Genomic DNA, 20,916 nt, shown 5'->3' on the forward strand with positions numbered 1-20,916 from the left:
ATATGACAACACCTTGCCAAGGAGCGTCCGATGGGACTTCAGACCCGCATCAATGCCGCCGTCGAATCGGCCATTCACGTCGGACAAAGCGGGAGCGCTCCGTCAAAGCTCTCGGACGCTTTGCACTACGCCTGCACACCTGGAGGTGCGCGGATCAGACCGACGATCCTTTTGTCGGTGGCGATGGCCTGTGGTGATGACGCGCCGGAAATCACCAACGCCGCCGCAGCAGCACTGGAATTGATCCACTGTGCCAGTCTCGTGCATGACGACCTTCCCTGCTTCGATGACGCAGATATCCGCCGCGGCAAACCGTCGGTCCATCGCGCCTATTCCGAACCCCTGGCAGTGCTGACCGGCGACTCCCTGATCATCCTCGCGTTCGAGATCCTCGCCCGCGCCGCCGTACATTCCCCGGATCGGGCCGTACGGTTGATCCGTACGCTATCCCATCAATCGGGCATGCCGAACGGCATCTGTGCCGGGCAAGGCTGGGAAAGCGAAGCGAAGATCGACCTGTCCGCCTACCACCGTTCCAAGACCGGTGCCCTATTCATCGCGGCAACCCAGATGGGGGCGATTGCCGCCGGACAGGATGAAGAGCCGTGGTTCGAACTTGGCGCGCGCATTGGCGAGGCGTTCCAGGTCGCCGATGACCTGCGGGATGCGCTGTACGATAGTGAGACGCTTGGCAAACCGGCAGGGCAGGACGATCTTCATGGTCGGCCGAATGCCGTGTCACAGCTTGGCGTCGATGGCGCGATATCACGGTTGCGGGACATTCTGTCCGGTGCCATCTCGTCGATCCCATCCTGCCCGGGTGAGGCGCAACTGGCTGAAATGGTTCGTCTGCAAGCCGAAGCCTTGACGCCCGTCCCGGCAAGCCGCGCGGCAAAAGCCGGTTGAGATGGCCCTAGCGACGGATACGCCGCCGGCCACACATACGCCGAAGGTTGGCCTTCGAACGCGCCTGATGCGCCTGATCGCGCGACCAGGATTTCAGCGCTGGGCATCGACGTCTCCGCTGACCCGTGGCGTCGCGGCGAAAGACGGGGCCGCGCTTTTCGATATCGTGCAGGGCTTCGTGAAGTCGCAAGCTCTGTTTGCATTGGTAGAACTGCGCGTACTGCATCGGCTCATGGACGGGGCGCGTTCTGCCACTGATCTTGCGGGGCTCTGCGTGCTGCCGCTCGACCGGATGGAACGCTTGCTTCAGGCGGGCGTCGCGATGGATCTTCTTAGGCGGGATCGGAAAGGACGGTACGGTCTTGCCCGACAGGGGGCAGCGCTTGTGGGTGTTCCCGGGCTTGAAGACATGATCCGACACCACGCCGCGTTTTATCGCGACCTGAACGATCCGGTCGCGCTCTTGCGCGGGGATGTGCAGACAGAGCTTGCGCAATTCTGGCCGTATGTCTTCGGCGCAGAGAATGCGACGGATTCCGATGTATCGAACCGCTATTCCGACCTGATGGCCCGCTCGCAAGAGATTGTTGCGGCGGACACATTGGCGACGGTCAGGCTCAATGAAACGAAATCACTTCTCGACATCGGCGGCGGATACGGCGTTTTCGCCGAAGCTTTGGTTTTGAAGTACCCGAATCTGACAGCAACCGTGTTCGACCTTCCGGCCGTAGCCCCGAATGCGATAGCGCGAATTGAGGCGTCGAAAGCCAAGGACCGTTTGTCCTTTGTACCAGGGTCTTTCCGCGATGATCCTCTGCCGCGGGGAGCGGACACTATCTCTTTGATCCGTGTCCTGTACGACCACGAGGATGACACCGTGGCGGCATTGCTGGCCAAGGTGTTTGAAGCGCTGCCTGAAGGCGGCCGGCTTCTTGTTTCCGAACCGATGTCCGGCGGCGCCAAGCCCGAAATCGCGGGTGACGTGTATTTCAGTTTCTACTGCATGGCGATGCAGACGGGCACGGTGCGCAGCGCCGAGCGGATTGGCGAGCTGTGTCGGAATGCCGGGTTTCAGGGCATCAAAACCTACCCCTCGCGCCGTCCCTTTGTGACCTCGGTTTTGACCGCTTTGAAAACGGCAACCTGAACGGGAACAATTCAGGTTTACACTCCAAGGTGTCCATTATAGTTGACAGATACGAGTGTAAGAATAAACTGACACCAACAAAAATTACATCTGTCTCGCCCGAATTGATTCTCGGTTTTGGCGCGGCGTCCACCGCAGGAGGTCAGGATGCACACCCACGCCGTCGTTCTAAACGCCCCCAAAACCCTTGCGCTGGAAACTGTCGAACTTACGGATCCGGGCGCGGAAGACCTTGTTGTTGAAATCGCCCATTCCGGCATTTCTACCGGAACCGAAAAGCTTTTCTGGTCCGGCGATATGCCGCCGTTTCCGGGCATGGGGTATCCGCTGATCCCCGGCTACGAGGCCTCGGGCGAAGTTGTCGAGGTGGGTGCAAACAGCCGGTATAAGGTGGGTGACCACGTCTTCGTTCCCGGCGCGAATTGCTACGATGGTGTTTTCGGTCTGTTTGGCGGAGCCACCAAGCGGCTTGTGACCGATCAGGATCGTGTCACGCGCATCGATCCGGGCCTCGGGGCGCAGGGCGCACTTCTCGCCTTGGCCGCAACCGCGCGCCACGCGATGGCCGGGTTGGACAAGGCAGTGCCGGACCTGATCGTTGGTCATGGGGTTCTTGGCCGCCTTTTGGCCCGATTGACGATTGCCGCTGGAGCGCCCGCTCCAACCGTCTGGGAAATTGATCCGGCCCGTGCGACCGGGGCCGAGGGATACGACGTCGTCCACCCCGACAAGGACGAGCGTCGGGATTACACCTCCATTTACGACGCAAGTGGCAATGGCGGCTTGCTCAACGATCTTGTGGGTCGCATTACAAAGGGCGGAGAGATCGTGCTTGCCGGGTTCTACACCCAACCGCTGCAATTCTCCTTCCCGCCGGCCTTCATGAAAGAGGCGCGGTTCCGTGTCGCCGCCGAATGGACGCGCGAAGATCTGACTGCCACGCGCACCCTTGTCGAAAATGGCGCGCTAAGCCTTGACGGCCTCATCACACATCAAGCTGCGGCTAAGGATGCGCCCGGTGCCTATCGCACCGCGTTCGAAGATCCGACCTGCCTGAAAATGATCCTCAACTGGGAGACGCCTTCGTGAAAGATGACGTTCCGAACCTGAAAGACTTCGACCAACGTCTGCGCGACGAAGCGAATGAAGACCTCGCCGATGTCATTCCGGCGGAGGCAACAAAGAAAACCCAGATCATCGCGATCTATGGCAAAGGCGGGATCGGCAAATCGTTCACGCTGGCGAACCTCAGCCACATGATGGCGGAGCAGGGCAAACGCGTGTTGCTGATCGGATGTGATCCGAAGTCCGACACGACGTCCCTTCTGTTTGGTGGCAAGGCCTGCCCGACAATCATCGAGACCTCGACCCAGAAAAAGCTGGCTGGCGAAGAGGTCAAGATCGGCGACGTCTGCTTCAAGCGCGGTGGCGTCTTTGCGATGGAGCTTGGTGGACCGGAGGTCGGTCGCGGGTGTGGCGGACGCGGGATCATTCACGGTTTCGAGCTTTTGGAGAAGCTAGGCTTCCACGATTGGGATTTCGACTACGTCCTGCTCGACTTCCTCGGTGACGTGGTCTGCGGGGGCTTCGGTCTGCCGATTGCAAGGGACATGGCGCAGAAGGTGATCCTTGTCGGATCGAACGATCTGCAGTCGCTCTACGTGGCGAACAACGTATGCTCGGCCGTGGAGTATTTCCGCAAGCTGGGCGGAAACGTCGGGGTCGCGGGTCTTGTCATCAACAAGGATGATGGCTCGGGCGAAGCACAAGCCTTTGCCGAAGCGGTTAACATCCCCGTGCTGGCGTCGATCCCGCAGGATGACGACCTGCGCAAGAAATCCGCGAATTACCAGATCGTCGGCACCGATGCGTCGCCTTGGGGCGCGCTGTTTGCCGAGCTTGGCATGAACGTTGCCAAAGCGCCTCCGGTGCGTCCGGCACCGCTCAGCCAAGACGGTTTGCTTGAACTGTTCGATGGGTCCGAAACCGGGGCGGGCATCACGCTCGAACCAGCCACCGACACAGATATGCGCGGCAAGAACGCGGCGCCGAAAGAAACTTTGGAAGTGATTTACGACGACGCGTAAGGGCCAGCCACCCAAGCGTGATGGGAACGAAAGAGACGATGTGAGCAACGAAGAAACATACGACGAAACGGCAGAGGTTGAGGTCATCCGCGGTGAACCGCGGGCCGAGACCGATGTGGCGATGCCTGCGGATGGCCTGGGGTGCCACTCTGGATCCGAGTTGGAAAAGGCGGCGCGTCTTGCCGGAAATTCCGAGATGCTCGACCAGTTTGCCAAGGACTATCCCGTGGGTCCGCATGATCAGCCCCAAAGCATGTGCCCGGCTTTCGGGTCCTTGCGAGTTGGTTTGCGGATGAAGCGGACGGCGACAGTTTTGTCGGGGTCCGCCTGTTGTGTGTATGGCCTGACGTTCGTGTCCCACTTCTACGGAGCGCGCCGGTCGGTTGGCTACGTTCCGTTCAATTCTGAAACGCTCGTCACCGGCAAACTGTACGAAGACATCCGGGATTCCGTACATGAGATGGCCGACCCGGATCGGTTTGACGCGATCGTCGTCACAAACCTCTGCGTGCCCACCGCGTCCGGGGTGCCGCTGCGGTTACTTCCGAAAGAGATCAACGGCGTCCGGATCGTCGGCATTGATGTGCCGGGATTTGGCATTCCGACACATGCCGAGGCAAAGGACGTCTTGGCTGGCGCGATGCTCAACTACGCGCGGGAAGAGATCAAAGCAGGTCCGGTGCAAGCGCCCGAAGGTGGCAAATCGGATCGTCCGACGGTGGCGCTACTAGGCGAAATGTTCCCGGCCGACCCGATGATGATCGGTGCAATGCTTGCCCCTATGGGTCTTGCTGCTGGTCCTGTTGTTCCGTGCCGTGAGTGGCGAGAATTGTACGCCGCTTTGGACTGTGGTGTCGTCGCTGCGATCCATCCATTTTACACCGCCGCGATCCGCGAATTTGAAGCCGCCGGTCGTCCGATTGTTGGCTCTGCACCGGTTGGTCATGATGGCACGGCCGCTTGGTTGGCGAATATCGGCGATGCGTTCAACATCCCCAAAGACCAGATTGCCGCCGCGCAAAACGCTTTCCTCCCGGCGATCAAAGGTGCGCTGGCACAGGCGCCGATCAAAGGCACGATCACCCTTTCCGGCTACGAAGGGTCCGAGCTGTTGGTCGCGCGCCTGCTCGTCGAAAGCGGTGCGGATGTACGGTACGTCGGAACGGCTTGCCCGCGCACGCAATGGTCAGACCCAGACCGGGATTGGCTGGAAAGCAAGGGCATCAAGGTCACCTATCGCGCGTCGCTCGAAGACGATTGCGCGGCAATGGAAGCGGTGCAACCGGACCTCGCCATCGGGACGACACCCGTGGTTCAGAAGGCCAAGGAGCTTGGCATCCCCGGCCTTTACTACACCAACCTGATTTCCGCGCGGCCTCTGATGGGTCCTGCCGGTGCCGGGTCTCTTGCCGAAGTCATCAACGCCGCCATCGCGGGCAAGTCCCGCATGGACGAGATGAAGGCGTTCTTCGAAGGCGTCGGCCATGGTGACACCGCTGGAGTCTGGGAGGGGTCTCCGAACCTGCGGCCCGACTTCCGCGCGGCGCATCAGAAGAAACTCGACAAACAGGCGCGTGCCGCCAAAGCGCAGGAGATGATCTGATGCTTATTCAAGATCATGATCGCGCGGGCGGCTACTGGGGGGCGGTTTACGCCTTTACCGCCGTGAAGGGCCTGCAAGTTGTTATCGATGGGCCGGTCGGGTGTGAAAACCTGCCTGTCACATCCGTTCTCCATTACACAGATGCGCTACCGCCGCACGAGCTCCCCATCGTGGTGACTGGCCTCGGTGAGGAGGAGCTGGGTCGGGAGGGGACCGAGGGGGCGATGAAACGCGCCTGGAGTGTTCTCGATCCAGCTCTCCCTGCGGTCGTGGTGACTGGGTCTATTGCCGAGATGATCGGTGGTGGGGTGACTCCGCAGGGGACTAACATCCAACGCTTTCTGCCGCGCACCATTGATGAGGATCAGTGGGAAAGTGCGGATCGTGCAATGACGTGGATCTTCACGGAATTCGGCATGACCAAGGGCCGGATGCCACCCGAGAAGAAGCGTGAAGAGGGTGCGAAGCCACGCGTGAACATCCTCGGACCGATGTACGGCACGTTCAACATGCCCTCGGACCTTGCCGAAATTCGGCGTCTGGTTGAAGGCATCGGGGCCGAGGTGAACATGGTGATGCCGCTGGGCGCGCATCTGGCCGAGATGCGGAACCTTGTGAACGCTGACGTCAACATCTGTATGTATCGCGAATTTGGTCGCGGGCTTTGCGAATGTTTGGGCAAACCCTATCTCCAAGCGCCGATTGGCATGGATTCAACGACGAAGTTCCTGCGCAAGCTGGGCGATATGCTGGGCCTCGACCCGGACCCGTTCATCGAACAGGAAAAGCATTCGACGCTGAAGCCAATCTGGGATCTGTGGCGCTCGGTTACGCAGGACTTCTTTGCAACGGCCTCTTTCGGGATCGTTGCGAACGAAACCTACGCGCGAGGCATCCGGAATTACCTTGAAGGCGATCTGGGTCTGCCCTGCGCCTTTGCCGTTGCACGTGTGGCCGGTGCGAAGACCAACAACGAAGAAGTACGGTCGATGATCCAATCCAAGAAGCCTTTGGTGCTTATGGGGTCAATCAACGAAAAGATGTACCTCGCCGAAATGCAGGCCGGGCATGGCCCGCAGCCAACCTTCATTCCGGCGTCATTTCCCGGCGCTGCCATCCGCCGCCATACTGGGACGCCGATGATGGGCTACGCGGGGGCGACCTATCTGCTGCAGGAGGTCTGCAACGGACTGTTCGACGCGCTTTTCCACATCCTGCCGCTGGGCACGGAGATGGACAAGGCGGACGCCACTCTTACACCACTGCGCCGCGATTTCCCCTGGGACGCCGATGCGCAAGCCGAACTGGACCGGATCGTATCCGAGCATCCCGTTCTCACCCGAATTTCTGCTGCCAAGAACCTGCGCGACGCCGCAGAGGCCGCAGCCCTGAAACAAGGCGCTGAACGCGTCGTCTTCGAGACGGTTCAAGCCCTGTCAAACACCCAAGGAGGACCGACCACATGACGGATTTCACCTCTTCTGACACGCGCTCTCACAAGCACGGTCACACAAAACGGGGAACCGAGTTCCTGGTTTATTTCAGCATCATCTTCATCGTCGCGATCCCGTTCGCGTTCGTGATCTGGATGCTCGAAGTGTTCCAGAAACAGACGCTCAACATGCGCGGGCCGCTGGCGCGCGCGTGGTGTGAAGCGGATCGGATCACACCCCTGATTTTCTCAGCCTGAAAGGGTTGGGGAGCGAGACTGTCTGCCCGGCGGGGCGGACAGGACCTGCGGAGCCTTGGCTCCAAGGGACCCGGCCGCAGGGAGTGCGGCGTCAGCATAACGTTCCGGAGGAAAGTTCATGGCTGATAATACCGACCTGTCCTTCACAGGTCTTACTGACGAGCAGGCCCAGGAGCTGCATTCCGTCTACATGAGCGGCCTTTGGCTGTTCTCGGCGGTTGCAGTGGTTGCACACCTTGCAACCTTCATCTGGCGCCCGTGGTTCTGAGGAAGGATTAGAAAATGGCAAAGTTCTACAAGATCTGGCTCGTCTTCGATCCACGCCGTGTGTTTGTCGCACAAGGCGTTTTCCTTTTCCTGCTGGCTGCAATGATTCACCTGGTGGTGCTGTCCAACGGCATCAACTGGTTCGAAACCGCAGCTGCGGCTGGCATGTAAGCCAGCCTGCTCGGCAGAGCCAACAACATCGCTGCGGGCGGCGCGTGCATCGTGACCCGCCCGCGGCAAAACCGAACTGAAACATGACGGCTTCGACCCTGACGGGCCATGCCGGCAAACGCGGAGATAAAGAAGATGGCGCTGCTCAGCTTCGAGAAAAAGTATCGCGTCCGCGGAGGGACGCTGATCGGCGGCGATCTGTTCGACTTCTGGGTTGGGCCATTTTATGTGGGCTTCTTCGGGGTCACGACCGCCTTTTTCGCTCTGCTCGGCACAATCCTCATTTTTTGGGGAGCGGCAGACCAGGGCACATTCAATCCATGGCTCATCAACATCGCGCCGCCTGACCTGAGTTACGGTCTGGGCATGGCACCGCTGATGGAAGGCGGCCTCTGGCAGATCATCACGATCTGTGCGGTCGGCGCATTCTGTAGCTGGGCGCTGCGCGAGGTCGAGATTTGCCGCAAACTTGGCATGGGGTACCATGTTCCCTTCGCCTTCAGCGTCGCGATCTTCGCTTATGTGACGCTGGTGGTGTTCCGTCCGCTTCTCATGGGCGCTTGGGGTCACGGTTTCCCGTACGGAATCTTCAGCCATCTCGATTGGGTGTCGAACACCGGCTACGCCTACCTGCACTTCCACTACAACCCGGCGCATATGCTGGCGGTGACGTTCTTCTTCACGACGACGTTGGCGCTCGCGCTGCACGGCGGTCTGATCCTGTCGGCGGCGAACCCTGAAAAGGGTGAAGAGATGTTGACGCCTGATCACGAAGACACGTTCTTCCGCGACTTCATCGGCTACTCGGTCGGCACGCTTGGCATCCACCGCGTTGGTTTGCTTCTCGCGCTGAACGCCGGCTTCTGGTCCGCGATCTGTATCATCATCTCCGGCCCCGTCTGGACGAAGGGTTGGCCCGAGTGGTGGAACTGGTGGCTCGAACTGCCCATCTGGGGCGCCAATGTGGGGATGTAATCATGGCTGAATATCAGAATATCTTCACACAGGTTCAGGTTCAGGGCACCCCGGAATGGGGCATGGAGACACCGGACTCAGGCCGCGAACGGATGGGGAAGCCCGGCTTCTCGACCCTGATCGGCTGGATCGGCAACGCACAGCTTGGCCCGGTCTGGCTCGGTTGGACGGGGATGGTGTCCCTTGCCACAGGTATCCTCGCGCTGAACATCATTGGGCTCAACATGCTGGCGCAAGTCGGCTGGTCGATCCCCGAGTTCATCCGCCAATTGTTCTGGCTGGCGCTTGAGCCGCCAAGCCCGGAATACGGCCTCAGCTTCCCGCCGCTGCAAGACGGCGGCTGGTACATCATCGCCAGCTTCTTCTTGCTTGTGTCGGTGATGAGCTGGTGGGCGCGGACCTATATCCTCGCGCAAGAGCACAAGATGGGGAAACACGTCTTCTGGGCTTTCGGATCGGCGATCTGGCTGTTCCTGGTGCTGGGTCTTTTCCGTCCGATCCTGATGGGATCGTGGTCAGAGGCCGTGCCCTACGGCATCTTCCCGCACCTTGACTGGACCACCGCGTTCTCGATCCGGTACGGCAACCTTTACTACAATCCGTTCCACGCGCTTTCGATCGTGTTCCTCTATGGCTCCGTCCTGCTATTTGCGATGCACGGCGCGACCATTCTGGCAGTGACCCGTTACGGCGGCGACCGCGAGCTGGAACAGATCGTAGACCGTGGCACCGCCACCGAACGTGCAGCGCTCTTCTGGCGCTGGACCATGGGGTTCAACGCCACAATGGAAGGCATTCACCGCTGGGCATGGTGGTTCGCGGTCCTGACCCCGATCACAGGCGGCATCGGCATCCTGCTGACCGGAACCGTCGTCGACAACTGGTTCATCTGGGCCCAGGAGCATCACTTTGCTCCGATGTATGACGGCTCTTATGGCTACGAGGCGTACGGGTCTTACGAAGCCTTTATTGGACAGGAGACAGAGTAATGCTTCCCAATTGGTTCAATAAATGGAACTCGGAAAACCCGACCAACATCTACGGTCCGGCGATCCTGGTCGGTGCGGCGGGTGTTGCCGTCACGGTGGCCGCGTTCCTTGTGGTTGTCGGTCAGCCTTTCGCCACTGAAAGCCTGCAAACCGGCCCGCGTGGCACCGGCATGTCGGTCCCGGAGTTCAACTCTGAACGGTTGACGCCGGATCCGACAATCGAGGTGATGTACACTGAAGCGCCCTATATCCCCGAAGGCGGGGAGCCTTTGGCGCGCGACATCTACCAGAACGTGCAGGTGTTGGGTGATCTGACCGAAGACAACTTCAACCGCGTGATGCTGGCCATCACCGATTGGGTGTCTCCGGAACAGGGCTGTGCCTACTGTCACGGTGACGTGGCGCTGGAAGAGTACGGGAATGACGATCTGTATACCAAGGTCGTCGCCCGGAACATGATCCAGATGACCCAGAACATCAACGAGAACTGGGATGGGCACGTCAACGCCAACAAGCAGGTGGGTGTGCAGTGTTATACCTGCCACCGTGGCCAGAATGTCCCGTCGGACATCTGGTTCCGGATGGGTTCCGTGAACGAAGCCGCCGCAGGCTGGGCCGCGATCCAGAACCGCGTAACGGTTCAATCGCAGTTCACATCGCTGCCGTCGGACGCGCTCGAGACCTATCTGCTCGACTACGGCCAGATCAACGTGCACGACCTGGAAAGCCACGTGGCGGAATATCCGGCTGACGGCATTCAGACCTGGCAGCATACAGAGCGGACGTTCAGCCTGATGAACTACGTCTCGAATTCGCTCGGTGTGAACTGCAACTTCTGTCACAACAGCCGCGCGTTCTACGATGTGGAACAAGTCACGCCGCAATGGTCGACCGAGATGCTCGGTATTTCCATGGTGCTCGAGATCAACAATGACTGGCTGGTGCCGCTGGAAGGCGTTTACCCGCCTGAGCGACTTGGACCGGTGTTTGCCGACGCGCCGAAGGCCGCCTGCAAAACCTGCCACAAGGGTTACATCCAACCGCTGCAAGGGACCAACGTCATCGCTGACTGGCCCGAGCTCGCGACAACGGGTGCGCCTGTTTACGAATGATCGGTCGGGGCGGTCCGCCGCCCCACCGGCGCCAGATCCGGTTTCATAGGTTCCCAAACAAGAAACCGGATACGGGGCTCAACACCCCGGTTCCCTTCCTGTTGGCTACAGGAACTGGCGCCACGTTTCTGGGCACCCCCTGGCAAACGTGGCGCCTCTCTTCCCTCACGTCCCCGAGGAGACTGCCACATGACACATTCAACCACCCCCAATCTTGATCGGGTCGCTGGTCCCGCTGACCTTCGGACCATGGATGATCGCACGCTAGCCGCATTGGCGGACGAGGTCCGGTCCGAGGTCATTTCCGCCGTTTCCCAAACCGGCGGGCATCTTGGATCAAGCCTCGGCGTTGTCGAGCTGGCCGTTGCGATCCATGCGGTGTTCAACACGCCGATGGACAAGCTGATCTGGGACGTGGGGCACCAGTGTTATCCGCACAAGATCCTCACCGGACGGCGGGACCGGATGACGACCCTGCGCCAGAAAGACGGCCTGTCAGGGTTCACCAAGCGCAGCGAGTCGGAATACGACCCGTTTGGTGCCGCGCATTCCTCGACCTCGATTTCTGCCGCGCTGGGCTTTGCGGTGGGCCGGGACATGGGACGCCCGACCGGCGACGCGATTGCGGTGATCGGCGATGGATCGATCAGCGCTGGCATGGCTTATGAAGCGATGAACAATGCCGGACACGAAGGCCGCCGGTTGTTCGTCATCCTGAACGACAACGAGATGAGCATCGCGCCACCGGTGGGTGCCATGTCATCCTATCTGAGCCGTCTCTACGCGAATGAACCGCTGGCGAAGATGAAGTCCCTTGCCGAAGGGTTCGAGGCCGCCTTGCCCGAACCCATGCGCGAAAGCGCAAAGCGCGCGCGCCAATTGGTGACGGGCAACCTGACGGCGTCGGGCACGCTTTTTGAAGAACTGGGCTTTGAGTATATCGGCCCGATCAACGGCCACGACATGGGTCAGCTGCTTCCGGTCCTGCGTGCGGCACGCGCGCGGGCGACGGGTCCGGTTCTGATCCATTGCTGCACCGTTAAGGGCAAGGGTTATTCCCACGCCGAGAACAGCGCCGACAAGTATCACGGTGTTGCCAAGTTCGACGTGGTCTCGGGCACTCAGGCCAAATCCAAACCAAACGCGCCGAGCTACACCAAGGTGTTTGGAGACACGCTGACCGAAGAGGCCGCGCGCGATCCGAATATCGTGGGAATCACCGCCGCCATGCCGGGTGGGACAGGGATCGACATTCTGGCTGACCGGTTCCCAAGCCGTGTCTTCGACGTTGGCATTGCGGAACAGCACGCGGTTACATTCGCTGCCGGGTTGGCGGCCTCCGGGCTCAAGCCCTTCTGCGCCATCTACTCAACCTTCCTGCAGCGCGGGTACGATCAGGTCGTGCACGACGTTGCCTTGCAGAACCTTCCAGTGCGATTTGCCATCGACCGCGCGGGTTTGGTCGGAGCGGACGGTGCAACCCATGCCGGGGCGTTTGACGTTGGCTACCTGTCAGCCTTGCCGAACATGACCGTCATGGCCGCCGCTGACGAAGCGGAGTTGAAGCACATGGTGGCAACCGCTGTCGCACATGAGTCCGGTCCGATTGCGTTCCGGTATCCCAGAGGATCCGGGACCGGGGTCGAACTGCCGGAGCGCGGAGAGGTGCTCGAAATCGGGAAGGGTCGTATTCTGCAACACGGGTCTGACGTCGCACTGCTTAGTTTCGGTGCGCATCTGTCCGAAGTCGAAGCGGCGGCGCGACTGTTGGAGGCGGAGGGCGTGTCGGTCACCGTTGCCGATGCGCGGTTTGCCAAGCCGTTGGACATTGATCTGATCATGAAGCTTGCCGCGACGCACAAAGCCTTGATCACTGTGGAACAAGGTGCCCGTGGTGGCTTTGGTGCGATGGTTTTGCACGAACTGTCGGATCGCGGTGCGTTGGATCATGGGCTGAAGATGCGCACCATGACCTTGCCCGATCGATTTATTGATCAGGCATCGCCAGACGACATGTACGCCGATGCGGGTCTGACACGGTTCGATATCTTCAAGCTGGCGGTGTCCCTGACATCAAGTGATGGCAAGGTCGTTCCGCTGACCAAAGGGGCGTAACCGCTAAATCCAGTCGAGCGCGTCTTCGACAAGTCCCGTGACACTGATGGTGAATTCAGAGCCTTGCGCGCTGTCGATCGTCGCTGCGTGGCTGTCGATAATGCCCTTGGCGACGGACACCGATCCGTTCGATCCATCGAAGGCCTGCATCGCTGTGTTGGCAACGGACACATTATTCAAACCGTTGACGACGGCGTAATAGGCACCAATCTCGGCCTTCGTTTCAAGGTACTGTGCGTCGGCGGCGCTTCCCGTGGCCGCCTTTGCGCCATCCAGCATCGCGAGAATGAAAGCGGATTGCTCAACGGCACCGCTATCGAGGATGTTCACCCAGTAGGAATAGCCCGCGCCATCGGGCGCACGGCCAAGGACGTTCGAATAGACGGCGGTCACGAAGGCCCCGTTGTCGGTCGATGTCCCGTACAGGGCACGCGTTTCGGGCTGATCGAAGAACTCGCGTGCGATGTCTTCCATGCTCATGCCGTCGGCCAAGCGCGACCCCCAGAACAACAGCCCCGCGGAATCGGGCGCCCGGTTGAAATACGCGACATACAATTCACAGAACGCCAGCATATCGGCATCCGTGAGGGAACTCACATTGGTGAAGAGACTCAGCGCGAAAGTTGAATCGTCAAATTCCAGCGCTTCGATGCTGTTGAGTGTGTCGGTTCCATCGCCCCCGGTGCGATCCTCAATCATAATCGATCCATTGCTGATCGTGATCGCATAGTCCGATGCATCGCCCATGTAGACGGCCGTGTCGAATCCGCCTTCGCCGGATAGGATATCGTTGCCGCCTGAACCGGTGATCGTATCGTCTTGTGCGGTACCAATGAGGTTTTCCGCTGTGGCTGTGCCGACCAGCACATTTGACGGGTCGGGATTGCCGTCGTCGTTTGACGGGCCGCCGGTTTCATCCGGGCCAAAGTCGGGCGTTGTTTGCCCCCCGGTGCGGGCAAAGTTCTGCGTGACCATGACCGAATAGTAGGTGCCGGACTCGTAGACGAAATTGCCAGTCTGAATTCCGATCCCCACAACCTCCAGATCCGGCATGAGGATGTTTTCCCGGTGACCCGGGCTGTTCATCAGGGCGAGATGGAGATCGTAAACATCATCGAACAGTCCAGGCTCGCCACGTTCGCTTTGCGCCGCGATGTTTTCTGCCGTGCGCCAAGACCCAGAGAAGTCAAAGCCTGCGTCTTCCATGCGTGCCGTCGGGGTAGAGTTCCCAACGCCGGTATGGCTGAACACATTGTTGTCTAGCATCCACAACGAATGCGCATCAGCCGATGCGTTCAATGTCTTGTCCAGAACGAGCGCATTCAAGCCACGGCTTGCGCGTTCCTCGTTGACCAGATCCAGCATGTACCGTTCCAGATCACTGGCAACGGCGATGGTGGCAGCAGACATCTCAAACTCCCCAGTTCGAGCCCCACGTAGACGTGTAGGCAACGACTAGGGCAACAAACAGGAGCCAATGTGTTTAAAATTGGCTAGTTCACGCTGGGTTTACGCAGGTTTTCGCCAGTTCGCCGAAGATTTGTGACGCATATGTGTCAAGGTAAATGCGCAACCAGGGGGTGAAGCGGCTTGGATCGTTTACCACTTCATCGATCAGGTCGGCGTAGCGCACCCACCGAGTCGCCATGACCTCGTCCGGGTTCAGGTTGATCTCTGGTGCCTTGTCGACCTTGGCCACGAAGACATCGACCACTTCATGCTCGATCAAACCACCGCCGACATCGGCACGGTATTCGACGCGGTCCCGATACTCGAGGTTCAGACCTTCAATCCCCAGCTCCTCACGCAGGCGGCGCTGGGCACAGTTGATGCTGCTCTCCTCCCAGTTGGGATGCGTGCAGCAGGTGTTCGCCCAAAGCCCCGGCGTGTGGTACTTGCCCATCGCCCGTCGCTGGATCAGCACTTCGTCACCCTTCAACACAAAGACGGAAATCGCCTTGTGCTTGAGGCCACGGATATGTGCGTCCAGTTTCTCAACCGGGCTGAGCGTGTCGCCAAGCCATGCCGGGATCAGGGTTTCCGTCATACATGCGTCTCCCGCACAAGACCCAGAAGGTGGCGCATGTTCTTGAAGCCGATCTTTAGATGCGCCATGGGCCGCGCTTTCACGAGTTTTTTGTTCATATACGCCTCGAAGGTCAGCTTTTGAACGTCGACATCGTGACACAGGGAGACAAAGCGTTCGCGGCGGGAGTCGCTTTTGTAATACGCGTCCTGCATCTGACCCAGCACGCGGAAGACGGTCTTGTGTTCGCGCATGAATAGCTTGCGCGCCAGCGCCAGATCGGTGATGCGACCTGATTTCAGCGTTGCGGCGCAGGCGGTAGCGGCGAAACGGCCGCAGATCATCGCGTAATAAATGCCCTCACCGCTGGACGGCGCAACGACGCCGGCGGCATCCCCGGCCAAAACCACATCGCGCGCATTGTCCCAGAAGCGCAGCGGCTTCAGCGGGATCGGCGCGCCTTCTTTACGCAAGGTTTCGCAGTCGGCTAGGCCGGAGGCCTGGCGCAATGCGGCGGTCGCCTCTTTCAGGTTCACGCTTTGAATGTAGGTGCCCATCCCCACCGAGGTCGTGCCGCCATGCGGGAAGACCCAACCGTAGAAGTCAGGGCTGATCGCACCGTCGTAGATGACGTCGCAGCGGACCGGGTCATAGACGTCGTTCTTTTCCGGGGCCGCGATGATCTCGTGATAGGCGAAGACCAATGGCACCTTGTCACCGCCCGGGATTTCATCGCGCGCAACGCGGGAGTTTGCACCGTCCGCCCCGATAATGAGTTTGGTCTGCAGCGCGCGCTCTTCGCCGGATTCCTTGTCTCGGTAGATCACGCTACGCTTCTTGGCGGGTTTGTCCCGGTCAATCCGGACGTAGGTTCCGGTAAATCGCTCGGCACCCGCCGCCTCGGCCCGTGCGCGCAGAAACGGATCGAAATCCTTTCGATCGACCATACCTACAAAGCCGTTTTCGATGGGAATATCCACATGTCGACCTGTCGGGGAAATCATCCGCGCGGTGTTGACCTTGGCGACGAGCTGTTCTTCGCCAATGTCGAAGTCCTGCATCAGACGCGGTGGAATTGCCCCGCCACAAGGCTTGATCCGACCTTCGCGATCCAGAAGCGCAACCTTGTAGCCCGAGCGGGCCAAGTCTTCGGCAGCGGTTGCTCCGGCCGGGCCTCCGCCCACAACAACAACATCATACATGGTCACTCTCCTGCGATCAGTTCGGGTTGGCGCGGGCTGCCCTCCATAATGCGCATCGCCATCAGGGCGGCGCAGAGGAAGAGCCCGGCTTCAATCACAAATACAATTCCAAAGGCGGGTGCGTCGGTTGTCACGGTGCGCATCACGTCTGCCAGGGCGGCACCAGTCAGGCCGCCGCAACCAGCCGCAATCGCTTGCGCCGCGCCCCATAGCCCCATGCGGGTGCCTTCGCGCTTTTCCCGGCCTTCGCCAGCCAATGCCATCATCGATCCGATGGCCGCCACCGCAAACGCGCCGTTGAAGAAGCCCAGTGCGAACACTGCAGGCAAAAGGGTGTCAGGCAAAGCATAGCCGCCCAAGATGGCGATCACGCACAAACTGGCTGCGGACCCGAGACATCCACCAACCACCCAGTTGCGCAGGCATCCAAAACGCAGCGCGGTCGCCGCGAACCCGACAGTGAGCATTCCAAGGAAGACGCCGCCGTTCTGAATGCCGGACAGCGTGGTGCTTTCGCCGGGTGTGAAAGCGAAGACAAGACCCGCGTAGGGTTCGAGGATGAGTTCTTGCATGAAATAGGCGGTCATCGACAGGAACACGAAGATGGTGAACATTCGGGCCTTGGGTTCGGCCCAAACCTCTGCCAGTCCTTCGCGAAAGGGGACAGGGTCGGGTTCCGATTCCGCCTCAACCCCGCATTCGACGCGCCAAGTGGCGAGGAACGTGATGATGAGGGCGGTCAGGGCGACGCCCGACACGACACGGATCAGCACAGCAGGGGAATAGGGATCGAGCAGCTGCCCGACCACACCAGCAGTCATGGCGATGCCGAAGATCATCATAAGCCATGTAATGGTTGCGGCGGCTGCGCGCCGATGGGGCGCAGTGGCCGTGGCGAGCAAAGCGAGAACCGACGTGCCTGCTGCCCCTGCGCCCAGCCCGATAAGGGCATAGGCAAAGACCGAGATCATCAGGCCAGACCAATACTGGGTTTCCATTTGAACGACGCCCAGGGCAGCCAGAATGCCGCCCGCCGCAAGGATGAACATCCCGCGAATGATCCATCGCGTCCGGTTGCCGCCCTTGTCCGAGATGAATCCCCAATTCGGGCGGGTGATCTGAATGCCGTAATGCAGCGCGACGAGTGCGCCGGGAAGAACTGCGGCAAGGGCAAGTTCGACCACCATCAACCGGTTCAGGGTTGACGTCGTTAGGACAACGATGGCGCCCAGCGCCATCTGCACCAGTCCCAGTCGAACAATAGCGAGCCAGCCGAGTGTCACCAGAAGGCCTCCACCGATCGAAGCGCGAAGGCAGAGACCATCATGCCCGAGACGTACATCAGAACCCCGGTGCCGTTATACCAAGGCGCTTTGGCCTTTGGATCGCGCAGCATGACGGACATTGCCCAAAGCTGGCCCAGCATCAGCGCCAAAACCGCCGATGCATGCCAGGATTGCCCCCAATGCGCCAAGGCAAGGATGACAAGGATCTGAGGAACGATCATCACGACGCAGGCGACCTTCGCCGCCTTTTCCGGCCCGAGAGTCACGGGCAGGGAGTTCACCCCCATTTGCCGATCGCCTTCGAGCGCTTTGAAGTCGTTCAGTGTCATGATGCCATGCGCGCCCAGTCCGTAAAGAAGGGCGATGAAGATCACCGGCGTGGAAGGCAGTGTCTGGCTGAGAACAGCCGCTCCCGTGAACCAAGGCAGCGATTCATAGGACAAACCTACCAGACCCGGGCCAAACCAGCCGGATCGTTTCAATCGGATCGGTTCAACAGAGTACACCCAAGCCGCGATGACACCGACGACGGTCGCAATGAAGCCCCAGGTTCCAAGCAAGGCACCCAAGGCCAAAGACAGCGCGGACATCGCAAGGGCGATCCACAAGCCCCACCGGCCTGGTATGCGCCCTGACGGGATTGGTCTTTCCGGTTCATTGATCGCATCGACATGCCGGTCACACCAATCGTTCGCGGCCTGACTCATGCCGCAGACCACGGGCCCTGCAAGAATAATGCCGATGATCAGAAGACCGATATTGTCACTGATCGGGACCCCGGCAGAAATCGCGCCGCAGGTATAGGCCCACATCGGCGGAAACCATGTGACAGGCTTAATCAGCTCCAGCATGGCTGAAGGGGCAGGGTAACGATCCTGGTGTAAACTTACGCTGACAGTCATGTGTCAACTAAACACGACAAAGCGATTCACATCAAGCGATACTGCGAGGATCCATTGTCACTTAGATGGCCGTATCTGACCGGCGAAACGCGGGGATTAATCGCCGTCGCCGTCCCGGTTCAGCAGGCCGTATTTGCGCAGTTTGACGTAGAGGCTCTGACGCGACAGCCCCAGCATCTCCGCCGCTGCGACACGGTTGTTCCGTGTCAGGCTCACCGCGGTCTCGATGCACATCTTTTCGACGACATCCGTGGTTTCCGAAACGATTTCCTTTAGCGTTGCAGAGCCGACAAGTTCCATCACATTGCGGCTTGATTCTTCGCTCGTGTGAACGGGTGCCTTACGCATTGCGTCAACGCGGCTGATGTCGCGGATGATGAACCCAAGTTCGGGCTCACCGCGGTCTTCGAGGAATGTTGCCGAAAGCTCTACTGGCGTTTTTGCCCCGAAATCGTTCAGCAGTTTGGTGGAATACATTCGCATCTGCCCGGTGCGACGTGCGTTTTCGACAAGGACGCTCATGTCGATCTGACCGCGCCCGAGGAAGTCGGCAAGACTGCGCCCGCGGACGTCGACAGCATGCGCCGCATCGACCAGATCGAGGAACGCGTCATTGCACGCTTCGATGGTGCCCGTGACGCTGGTGAATACTATGGCGTCCGGCCCCTTCTCGAAAACACTGGCAAGGCTGTTGCTCAGGTTGTCGAAGCGCGTGGCGGTCTCTTCTGCCGTGCTCATCCGGCAAATGAGGATACGCTCTCCTGCCGCGCGGAAGACGTTCGGTGAGATGATGATGCGCTGGCGTCCGCGGCGCGATTGCACTTCGAGTCCCGTCGTATTCTCCGAGATCGCGGCATTGATCAGCGCTTCGATGAACTCTTCGCGCCGTTTGTCGCGAAATTCCTGCGCAAAGGAAGACCCGATCAGATCCTCCCGCGTCGATCCAAGCAGGGCGGCTGCAGGATCGTTGAGATCCTTGATCTTTCCGTCGCTCACCGAAATGAAGGCAATGCTGTCCCGCACGGTACGAAGCAACAGACGATAACGCGCATCGAACTCGCGCCGCGCCTCGTAGCCCTGTTCAAGCGACATCTGCGCCTGGACAAGCTGTTGTTGCGTTTCGGCGATTGGCCGCAGATCGCGACCCAGCATGAGAAATGACCCGTCGGACCCGAATGGATGAAAGCTGTAGCGGATCGGGAATTCCCATACGGCATTGTCCGAATGGTTCAACTCAACCGATCTGGCGGGCGCTTCGCCATCGTGCATCGCCGCCATGACCGCTTCGATCTTCGGGATGCTTTCACGCGTCAGGAAGTTTTTGAGAGGGCGGCCTTCCCAATGCTGAAGTTTCCCGAAGGACGTCTCGTTGGGATTGACCAGAACGGACAGGATTTCTCCGTTCTGTGACACGACGAGTGCGATGTCGGACGCGACGGCAATAATGCTCGAGAGGACCCCAGCGTCGATGAGAGGTACGGAACCGCTACTCCAGAAACTGGACCCACTACTATTCATCTACCGTGCCAAAGATCTGGTTCTGGACTTCTTCTTTTCGCAAAGCTTCAGAGCCACCTTAACGTCATTCGTTACCAGATCGACATCCGTCTTTTCTTTGACGCCGTCCGCAAGGTTCAGAACAATTCCGCCCAAAACCATCGGAGGTGGCGACAAAACTCCGGTTCGAATTCGTTTAACCATCTTTGAGATTGATGCAAGAGAGTCCGGGCGAGAGCCCGAAAAGAGTATCATATCGTAGCTTTCTTCCGACAATGTGCGGATCACAGTGTCAGCGGACGCTCCGAACATGATGCGGACCGACGGTCCCATCCGGCGCAGTTGTGCGGTGGCGACGTGCGGTCCGAGGGTGTGACTGTCATCGCCCTGCAGCAGCAAAAGGATGTTTGTGTCATGCCCGGCGTCACTGGGTTTCGCCGACCACGGCGGTGCCAGAAGCGTAAGCATTCCTTGAAGTCGTGCCGTGGCAATCGTCACCTTGGCAAAGCCAATGGCATCCTCAACCCACATCTGGCCCATCTCGTTCGCGGCCTGCGGGATATAAATGTCGACGATCTGATCCGCACTGATCCGGCGGTCGCGCAGATCTTCAAGCAGCTCTTCCGCATTGAAGACGCCCGGACGCAGCGAAGCGTCAATCAATTTCTGAACAACACTATTCCGAATGGTCTGCACGCCTTCGTCACCCTTGTCGCTGAGCACGGAAATCACCGCCGATGCCAAAGAAGAGATATCGGGGCGGTTTTCGTCGGAAGAGGTGCGGTCGTCGGAATGGTCATTTGCCATAGCTAACCCTCGTTTCTGAAACCGCGCAGACAATGTCAGGCAGGTCAGACACTCTTAGTGTCCAATTCTTTCCTTTGAATGTCAAAGAGAATTGACACTGTCCTTTGTTACATAGTCCTTTCAAGGACCTATAG

Annotated in this window: 20 protein-coding genes; 13 read left to right on the forward strand and 7 right to left on the reverse strand. The window is 59.5% G+C overall.

Annotated features, from left to right (window positions below):
- Nucleotides 1-30 precede the first annotated feature (30 nt).
- The 13 genes from BUA42_RS11855 to dxs all read left to right on the forward strand — a co-directional run bounded on the left by BUA42_RS11855 (nt 31) and on the right by dxs (nt 13,062).
- Nucleotides 31-906 (forward strand): polyprenyl synthetase family protein, encoded by an 876-nt coding sequence (locus tag BUA42_RS11855; RefSeq protein WP_072778067.1) that lies wholly within the window; start codon nt 31-33, stop codon nt 904-906.
- Nucleotide 907: 1 nt separating this feature from the next.
- Complete coding sequence (locus tag BUA42_RS11860; protein ID WP_072778069.1) at nt 908-2,053, forward strand: methyltransferase; 1,146 nt, start codon at nt 908-910, stop codon at nt 2,051-2,053.
- Nucleotides 2,054-2,200: 147 nt separating this feature from the next.
- Nucleotides 2,201-3,142: a chlorophyll synthesis pathway protein BchC gene (gene bchC, locus BUA42_RS11865; RefSeq protein ID WP_072778071.1), complete on the forward strand. Its 942-nt coding sequence runs from the start codon at nt 2,201-2,203 to the stop codon at nt 3,140-3,142.
- Nucleotides 3,139-4,140, forward strand: coding sequence for a chlorophyllide a reductase iron protein subunit X (locus tag BUA42_RS11870; protein ID WP_072778072.1), 1,002 nt, complete (start codon nt 3,139-3,141; stop codon nt 4,138-4,140). Before bchC ends, BUA42_RS11870 begins: the two co-directional genes overlap by 4 nt.
- Before the next feature lie 40 nt (nt 4,141-4,180).
- Nucleotides 4,181-5,743 (forward strand): chlorophyllide a reductase subunit Y, encoded by a 1,563-nt coding sequence (gene bchY, locus BUA42_RS11875; protein WP_072778074.1) that lies wholly within the window; start codon nt 4,181-4,183, stop codon nt 5,741-5,743.
- Nucleotides 5,743-7,209 (forward strand): chlorophyllide a reductase subunit Z, encoded by a 1,467-nt coding sequence (gene bchZ / locus BUA42_RS11880; RefSeq protein ID WP_072778076.1) that lies wholly within the window; start codon nt 5,743-5,745, stop codon nt 7,207-7,209. The genes bchY and bchZ overlap by 1 nt, the downstream gene beginning before the upstream one ends.
- Nucleotides 7,206-7,433 (forward strand): cytochrome PufQ, encoded by a 228-nt coding sequence (gene pufQ / locus BUA42_RS11885; protein WP_072778077.1) that lies wholly within the window; start codon nt 7,206-7,208, stop codon nt 7,431-7,433. The genes bchZ and pufQ overlap by 4 nt, the downstream gene beginning before the upstream one ends.
- 118 nt (nt 7,434-7,551) lie before the next feature.
- Complete coding sequence (pufB, locus tag BUA42_RS11890; RefSeq protein ID WP_072778079.1) at nt 7,552-7,701, forward strand: light-harvesting antenna LH1, beta subunit; 150 nt, start codon at nt 7,552-7,554, stop codon at nt 7,699-7,701.
- A gap of 14 nt (nt 7,702-7,715) precedes the next feature.
- Nucleotides 7,716-7,871, forward strand: a complete 156-nt coding sequence (gene pufA / locus BUA42_RS11895; protein ID WP_072778081.1) for a light-harvesting antenna LH1, alpha subunit — start codon at nt 7,716-7,718, stop codon at nt 7,869-7,871.
- Nucleotides 7,872-8,006: 135 nt separating this feature from the next.
- Entirely contained in the window at nt 8,007-8,846 is an 840-nt protein-coding gene (gene pufL / locus BUA42_RS11900) for a photosynthetic reaction center subunit L (RefSeq protein ID WP_072778446.1), read from the forward strand.
- A gap of 2 nt (nt 8,847-8,848) precedes the next feature.
- The gene (gene pufM, locus BUA42_RS11905) at nt 8,849-9,835 is read left to right on the forward strand and encodes a photosynthetic reaction center subunit M (protein ID WP_072778083.1); all 987 of its coding nucleotides are present in this window, start codon (nt 8,849-8,851) and stop codon (nt 9,833-9,835) included.
- A complete protein-coding gene (pufC, locus tag BUA42_RS11910) occupies nt 9,835-10,947 on the forward strand; it encodes a photosynthetic reaction center cytochrome PufC (RefSeq protein WP_072778085.1) in 1,113 nt (370 codons plus the stop codon). The genes pufM and pufC overlap by 1 nt, the downstream gene beginning before the upstream one ends.
- Nucleotides 10,948-11,136: 189 nt before the next feature.
- Nucleotides 11,137-13,062 carry a 1-deoxy-D-xylulose-5-phosphate synthase gene (gene dxs / locus BUA42_RS11915; protein WP_072778086.1) on the forward strand — a complete coding sequence of 642 codons (1,926 nt, stop codon included), beginning with the start codon at nt 11,137-11,139 and terminating at the stop codon, nt 13,060-13,062.
- A 3-nt stretch (nt 13,063-13,065) separates the two neighbouring features.
- Here dxs and BUA42_RS11920 read toward each other — a convergent pair whose 3' ends face one another.
- From BUA42_RS11920 to BUA42_RS11950, 7 genes are all read right to left on the reverse strand, one after another.
- Nucleotides 13,066-14,472, reverse strand: coding sequence for a DUF4214 domain-containing protein (locus BUA42_RS11920; RefSeq protein ID WP_072778087.1), 1,407 nt, complete (start codon nt 14,470-14,472; stop codon nt 13,066-13,068).
- 88 nt (nt 14,473-14,560) lie between these two features.
- Nucleotides 14,561-15,109 carry an isopentenyl-diphosphate Delta-isomerase gene (idi, locus tag BUA42_RS11925; RefSeq protein ID WP_072778088.1) on the reverse strand — a complete coding sequence of 183 codons (549 nt, stop codon included), beginning with the start codon at nt 15,107-15,109 and terminating at the stop codon, nt 14,561-14,563.
- Complete coding sequence (locus BUA42_RS11930; protein WP_072778089.1) at nt 15,106-16,290, reverse strand: geranylgeranyl diphosphate reductase; 1,185 nt, start codon at nt 16,288-16,290, stop codon at nt 15,106-15,108. The genes idi and BUA42_RS11930 overlap by 4 nt, the downstream gene beginning before the upstream one ends.
- Before the next feature lie 2 nt (nt 16,291-16,292).
- On the reverse strand, nt 16,293-17,573 hold the full coding sequence (locus BUA42_RS11935; protein WP_072778090.1) for a BCD family MFS transporter: 1,281 nt from the start codon (nt 17,571-17,573) through the stop codon (nt 16,293-16,295).
- Nucleotides 17,570-18,478: a chlorophyll synthase ChlG gene (gene chlG / locus BUA42_RS11940; protein ID WP_072778091.1), complete on the reverse strand. Its 909-nt coding sequence runs from the start codon at nt 18,476-18,478 to the stop codon at nt 17,570-17,572. The genes BUA42_RS11935 and chlG overlap by 4 nt, the downstream gene beginning before the upstream one ends.
- A gap of 96 nt (nt 18,479-18,574) precedes the next feature.
- On the reverse strand, nt 18,575-19,996 hold the full coding sequence (gene ppsR / locus BUA42_RS11945; RefSeq protein ID WP_072778092.1) for a transcriptional regulator PpsR: 1,422 nt from the start codon (nt 19,994-19,996) through the stop codon (nt 18,575-18,577).
- Nucleotides 19,997-20,782 carry a hypothetical protein gene (locus BUA42_RS11950; protein WP_072778093.1) on the reverse strand — a complete coding sequence of 262 codons (786 nt, stop codon included), beginning with the start codon at nt 20,780-20,782 and terminating at the stop codon, nt 19,997-19,999.
- Nucleotides 20,783-20,916: the final 134 nt, after the last annotated feature.

It is taken from the genome of Marivita hallyeonensis (assembly GCF_900129875.1).
Lineage (GTDB): Bacteria > Pseudomonadota > Alphaproteobacteria > Rhodobacterales > Rhodobacteraceae > Marivita > Marivita hallyeonensis.

Excerpts from the sequence above, each read along its gene's own strand:
- ppsR (WP_072778092.1), bottom strand. The coding sequence starts at position 19,996 with ATGAATAGTAGTGGGTCCAGTTTCTGGAGTAGCGGTTCCGTACCTCTC.
- pufL (WP_072778446.1), top strand. The coding sequence starts at position 8,007 with ATGGCGCTGCTCAGCTTCGAGAAAAAGTATCGCGTCCGCGGAGGGACG.
- idi (WP_072778088.1), bottom strand. The coding sequence starts at position 15,109 with ATGACGGAAACCCTGATCCCGGCATGGCTTGGCGACACGCTCAGCCCG.
- BUA42_RS11860 (WP_072778069.1), top strand. The coding sequence starts at position 908 with ATGGCCCTAGCGACGGATACGCCGCCGGCCACACATACGCCGAAGGTT.
- BUA42_RS11855 (WP_072778067.1), top strand. The coding sequence starts at position 31 with ATGGGACTTCAGACCCGCATCAATGCCGCCGTCGAATCGGCCATTCAC.
- pufM (WP_072778083.1), top strand. The coding sequence starts at position 8,849 with ATGGCTGAATATCAGAATATCTTCACACAGGTTCAGGTTCAGGGCACC.
- pufB (WP_072778079.1), top strand. The coding sequence starts at position 7,552 with ATGGCTGATAATACCGACCTGTCCTTCACAGGTCTTACTGACGAGCAG.
- pufQ (WP_072778077.1), top strand. The coding sequence starts at position 7,206 with ATGACGGATTTCACCTCTTCTGACACGCGCTCTCACAAGCACGGTCAC.
- pufC (WP_072778085.1), top strand. The coding sequence starts at position 9,835 with ATGCTTCCCAATTGGTTCAATAAATGGAACTCGGAAAACCCGACCAAC.
- bchC (WP_072778071.1), top strand. The coding sequence starts at position 2,201 with ATGCACACCCACGCCGTCGTTCTAAACGCCCCCAAAACCCTTGCGCTG.
- BUA42_RS11930 (WP_072778089.1), bottom strand. The coding sequence starts at position 16,290 with ATGTATGATGTTGTTGTTGTGGGCGGAGGCCCGGCCGGAGCAACCGCT.
- pufA (WP_072778081.1), top strand. The coding sequence starts at position 7,716 with ATGGCAAAGTTCTACAAGATCTGGCTCGTCTTCGATCCACGCCGTGTG.
- chlG (WP_072778091.1), bottom strand. The coding sequence starts at position 18,478 with ATGACTGTCAGCGTAAGTTTACACCAGGATCGTTACCCTGCCCCTTCA.
- BUA42_RS11920 (WP_072778087.1), bottom strand. The coding sequence starts at position 14,472 with ATGTCTGCTGCCACCATCGCCGTTGCCAGTGATCTGGAACGGTACATG.
- bchZ (WP_072778076.1), top strand. The coding sequence starts at position 5,743 with ATGCTTATTCAAGATCATGATCGCGCGGGCGGCTACTGGGGGGCGGTT.
- BUA42_RS11950 (WP_072778093.1), bottom strand. The coding sequence starts at position 20,782 with ATGGCAAATGACCATTCCGACGACCGCACCTCTTCCGACGAAAACCGC.
- dxs (WP_072778086.1), top strand. The coding sequence starts at position 11,137 with ATGACACATTCAACCACCCCCAATCTTGATCGGGTCGCTGGTCCCGCT.